General features: G+C 71.8%; 6 protein-coding genes. 2 read left to right on the top strand and 4 right to left on the bottom strand.

Annotated features, from left to right (window positions below; translation table 11 throughout):
- The 3 genes from P3L51_RS35230 to P3L51_RS35220 all read right to left on the bottom strand — a co-directional run.
- Nucleotides 1-851 (bottom strand): ABC transporter ATP-binding protein (locus tag P3L51_RS35230; RefSeq protein WP_354609441.1); only part of this gene is annotated, 851 nt, incomplete at its 3' end.
- Nucleotides 848-1,969 carry a FecCD family ABC transporter permease gene (locus P3L51_RS35225; RefSeq protein WP_354609440.1) on the bottom strand — a complete coding sequence of 374 codons (1,122 nt, stop codon included), beginning with the start codon at nucleotides 1,967-1,969 and terminating at the stop codon, nucleotides 848-850. The genes P3L51_RS35230 and P3L51_RS35225, both read right to left, overlap by 4 nt.
- The gene (locus tag P3L51_RS35220; RefSeq protein WP_354609439.1) at nucleotides 1,966-3,000 is read right to left on the bottom strand and encodes a FecCD family ABC transporter permease; all 1,035 of its coding nucleotides are present in this window, start codon (nucleotides 2,998-3,000) and stop codon (nucleotides 1,966-1,968) included. The genes P3L51_RS35225 and P3L51_RS35220 overlap by 4 nt, the downstream gene beginning before the upstream one ends.
- A 125-nt stretch (nucleotides 3,001-3,125) precedes the next feature.
- On the opposite strand from P3L51_RS35220, the gene P3L51_RS35215 reads away from it, so the two are divergent.
- On the top strand, nucleotides 3,126-3,782 hold the full coding sequence (locus P3L51_RS35215) for an HAD family hydrolase (protein WP_354609438.1): 657 nt from the start codon (nucleotides 3,126-3,128) through the stop codon (nucleotides 3,780-3,782).
- On the opposite strand, the gene P3L51_RS36085 is transcribed toward P3L51_RS35215, so the two are convergent.
- Nucleotides 3,752-3,946 (bottom strand): hypothetical protein, encoded by a 195-nt coding sequence (locus tag P3L51_RS36085; RefSeq protein WP_435594595.1) that lies wholly within the window; start codon nucleotides 3,944-3,946, stop codon nucleotides 3,752-3,754. The genes P3L51_RS35215 and P3L51_RS36085 overlap by 31 nt on opposite strands.
- A 298-nt stretch (nucleotides 3,947-4,244) precedes the next feature.
- On the opposite strand from P3L51_RS36085, the gene P3L51_RS35205 reads away from it, so the two are divergent.
- On the top strand, nucleotides 4,245-4,623 hold a 379-nt coding region (locus tag P3L51_RS35205; RefSeq protein WP_354609436.1), incomplete at its 3' end, for a cold-shock protein.

Here is a 4,623-nt window from a genome sequence, read left to right as displayed (position 1 = left end):
GACAGGTCCCCCGGCCGGTACGGCGCCCCCGGGACCACCAGCGGTGAACCCGTCACCGGGTCCGGTACCACCACCGATTCGAGGCCGAACACCTCCCGTACCAGCTCCGCCGTGACGATCTCGCCCGGATGGCCCTCGGCGACGATGCGGCCCTCCTTCATGGCCACCAGGTGATCGGCGTACCGCGCCGCCTGGTTGAGGTCGTGCAGCACGATCACGACCGTGCGTCCCTGGTCGTGGTTGAGCCGTCGTACGAGGTCCAGGACCTCCACCTGGTGCGCGATGTCCAGGAACGTCGTCGGCTCGTCCAGCAGCAGCAGATCCGTCTCCTGCGCCAGTGCCATCGCGATCCACACGCGCTGCCTCTGCCCGCCCGACAGTTCGTCGACCGACCGCTCGGCCAGCTCTGTCACGTCCGTGCGCGCCATCGCCTCCGTGACGGCCCGCTCGTCCTCCTCCGACCACTGCTGCCACCAGTGCTGGTGCGGCTGGCGCCCGCGCGAGACCAGGTCGGCGACGGTGATCGCCTCCGGCGCGGACGGCGACTGCGGCAGCAGGCCGATCGACTGCGCGATCTTCCGCGTCGGGATCCTCGCCAGCTCCTCGCCGTCCAGCAGCACCGAACCGCTCTTCGGCTTCAGCAGCCGTCCGAGCGCGCGCAGCGTCGTCGACTTGCCGCAGGCGTTGGGGCCGACGATCACGGTCACCCGGCCGTCGGGGACGGCCAGTTCGAGGTCGTGGACGACCGTGCGGTCGTCGTACGCGAGCGTCAGCTCCCGCGCCCTGAGCCTGCTCAGGCCGGTGCCCGCGCCGGTGCTCGTCCCCGTGCCCGTGCCGATGCTCGTGCTCATTTTCCAGCTCCTGCGGTACGGCTGCGAATGATCAGCCAGATCAGATACGGCGCGCCGATCGCCGCCGTGAGCACCCCCACGGGCAACTCGGTGGGCGCGAACAGCTTGCGCGCGAAGAGGTCCGCGAGCACGACGATCACCGCGCCCAGCAGCGCGGAGCAGAGCAGCGGGATCTGCGCCGTACGCGTCATGCGCCGCGCGATCTGCGGTGCGAGCAGCGCCACGAAGTCCACCGGACCGGCCGTGCCGGTCGCGACGGACGCGAGCACCACGCCGAGCAGGACGAGGCCGAGCCGTACGTGCCCCAGGCGCACGCCGAGCGCGGTGGCGGTGTCGTCGTCCATCGACACCGTGCGCTGGGCGTACGCCGCCCACGCCACCGCGGGCAGCAGGATCAGCAGCACCCAGCCGAGCGGCGCGGCCTCGTCCCAGCCGCGGCCGTTGAGCGAGCCGGACATCCACACCTGGGCCTGCTGGGCGACGAGATAGTCGCCCTTCGTCATGAAGAGCGTGGTGAGCGAGCGCAGCGCGATGGCGAAGCCGATGCCGATGAGTACGAAGCGGGTGGCGTGCAGCCCGCCGCGCCAGGCGAAGACGTACACCAGGACGGCGGCCAGCATGCCGCCGCCGACCGAGAGATACGGCAGGACGGTGAACGAGGTGACCCCGTACGTCATCGCGAAGACGGTCAGCGCGCTCGCGCCCTGTGTGACACCGATGATGTCCGGGCTGGCGAGCGGGTTGCGGGCGACGGTCTGGATCACCGCGCCCGAGACGCCGAAGGCGGCGCCGACGAGGAGGCCGACCACCAGGCGCGGCAGCCGCAGCGTACCGACGACGAGTTCGTCCGGCGACGGCTGTCCGAGGATCACCTTCAGGACCTCGGCGGGGGCGACGAAGCTCTCGCCGACGCTGAGGTAGGCGACGCAGCTGAGGCAGAGCAGCAGGACGAGCACGCCGGCGACGGCCGCCGCGCGGCGGTGCAGCAGGAACGACACGCGCCGGGCGCCGAACCGGGTCCGTACGAGGGAGTATCCGGCCGGCCGTACCCCGGCGCGCGCTCCGGCGGTCTTTTGGTCCGCCGTGGCCGGTGTGGCCGGTGTGGCTGTCGTACTCATGCCGGTACCGCCTTCCTGCGTACGAGAGCGACCAGGAACGGCACACCCAGCAGCGCCGTCATCACCCCCGCGGGCACCTCGCCCGGCGGGAACAGGACGCGGCCGAGCACATCGGCGACCAGCAGCATCACCGGGCCGACGAGCGCGGCCATCGGCATCAGCCAGCGGTGGTCGTTGCCGACGATCGCACGGGCGATGTGCGGGACGGCGAGGCCGATGAACGCGATCGGGCCGGCCGCCGCGACACCGACCCCGACGAGTACGGTCGCGCCGACGCCGCCCACGACGCGTACGGCTCCGACGTTCTGGCCGAGGCCCTTCGCGACGTCCTCGCCGAGCGCGAGCGCGTCGAGCCCGCGCGCGACACTCACCACCAGCACCGTACCGACGACGAGGAACGGCCAGACCTGGCCGACGAGTTCGGCGTCCCGGCCCGCGATCGACCCCACCTGCCAGAAGCGGAACTCGTCCAGCGCGGCGGCCCGCGTCGTCAGGACGCCCATCGTCACGGACACCAGGAGCGCGTTGATCGCAGCGCCGCCGAGGGCGAGTTTGACCGGGGTCGCACCGCCTCTGCCGCGCGTCGCGATGGCGTACACCGCGACCGAGGCGACGGCCGCGCCGGCGAACGCGAACCACACGTAACCGGTCAGCGTGTGCACCCCGGCGAACGCGATGGCCATGACGACGCCGACCGCCGCGCCCTGGCTGATGCCGAGGATGCCGGGGTCGGCGATGGGGTTGCGGGTGATGCCCTGGAGGACCGTACCGGCGAGTGCGAGCGCGGCGCCGACCATCAGGCCGATGACGGTACGGGGCACCCGCAACTGCCGTACGACTTCGGCGTCGTCGCTGTGACCCCCGTTGAGCAGGGCGTCGAACACCGCGCTCGGCGCGACGGCGCGGGCCCCGACCGCGAGGCTGAGCAGGACCGCGAGCAGCAGGGCCACGGCCGCGGCGGCCGTCCAGCCGATGCGGCGGGCGACGAGGGCGCGTCTGGTGCGGTGGGTCGTCGGGGCGGCGGCTGGCATCGGGACCAATCGGGTGCTGGGCTCAGGCTCTGGGGGTACGACGGCGTGGCTTGGTAAGGCTTGGCTAAGTCTAGGCGTCGAGATCCGGCCACCGACCGGCGGAGGGGTCCAGGCACAATGCTTGTATGACTGCCCTCCCGACCCCGACCCCGGCCAGGCCGCCGCTGACGGTCGGTTTCGACCTCGACATGACCCTCATCGACTCCCGGCCCGGCATCCACGCCGCCTACCTCGCGCTCTCGGCCGAGACCGGTGTCGCGATCGACGCCGACCTGGCCGTGACCCGGCTCGGTCCGCCGCTCGACGAGGAACTGGCGCACTGGTTCCCGGCGGACCGCATCGCGGCGGTGGGTGACCGGTACAGGGAGATCTATCCCACACACGCCATCGCGCCGACGCTGCTGATGGCAGGCGCCCGCGAGGCCGTCGCCGCTGTTCAGGCGCTCGGCGGGCGGGCGATCGTGGTGACGGCGAAGCACGAGCCGAACGCCAGGCTGCATCTCGCGCACCTCGGCGTCGAACCGGACGCGGTGATCGGTTGGCTGTGGGCGGAAGCGAAGGCGCAGGCGCTGCGCGAGCACGGCGCGAGCGTGTACGTGGGCGACCACACCGGCGATGTACGGGGCGCCCGTACGGCGGGTGCGCTCTCGGTCGCGGTGCCGACGGGCCCCTGCGACGAGGAGGAACTGCGGGCGGCGGGCGCGGAAGTGGTACTGCCGGACCTGCTGGCGTTCCCGGAGTGGCTGCGGTCCTACGTGGCGGAGGCCGCGGACCTGGCCTGACGGCGCTGCGCGGCGATCGACCGGAGCAGCCCGGCACCGGCGATCACGAAGCCGACGCCCATCAGCATGCAGAGCGCGTAGGCGAGGGTCGGGAACGGGTCCGTCCCGAGGAACAACGGGGCCACAGTGACCAGTGTGGCCACCGCGCCGATGATGAAGACGATCGCGCCGACACGGACGAGCCGATCACCGGGACCGGCCTCGTGGGCCGCCGGTCCCGTCGCGGGTCCGGTCGCGGGTCCGGTCGTGCTTCCCGTCGCGGGTTCAGCCGTGGGTGATGAAGGAGTAGCAGTCACTCCACCAGGGTAGTTCCCTGCGGAGAGGAACCAACCGGCGACGTCTTGTCACCAGCCCCTGGACCATTAGCCTTGGGTTCGGCGGGTCGTCCGACCCGCTGTAGTGCTATCCAGAGCCGTTCTGTGCGCGCCAGCGCCCCCAACACATATGAGGACGAGGACAGACGTGCCTACCGGCCAGGTCAAGTGGTTCAACCGCGAGAAGGGCTTCGGCTTTCTCTCCCGTGACGACGGCGGAGACGTCTTCGTCCACTCATCGGTCCTCCCTGCCGGAGTCGACGCACTGAAGCCGGGCCAGCGCGTCGAGTTCGGCGTCGTCGCGGGCCAACGCGGCGACCAGGCCCTCTCGGTCACCGTCCTCGACCCGGCCCCCTCGGTGGCGGCGGCCCAGCGCCGCAAGCCCGACGAACTGGCCTCGATCGTCCAGGACCTGACGACGCTCCTGGAGAGCATCACACCCGTGCTCGAACGGGGCAGATACCCGGACAAGTCCCAGGGCGCGAACATCGCGGGCCTGCTCCGCGCGGTGGCGGACCAGCTCGACG

Origin of the sequence: Streptomyces panacea (genome assembly GCF_040560175.1) — a bacterium.
In the GTDB taxonomy this organism is placed as follows: Bacteria; Actinomycetota; Actinomycetes; order Streptomycetales; family Streptomycetaceae; genus Streptomyces; species Streptomyces panacea.
The sequence above is the reverse complement of the archived record's forward strand: the minus strand, read 5'-3'. Positions and strand labels throughout refer to the sequence as shown.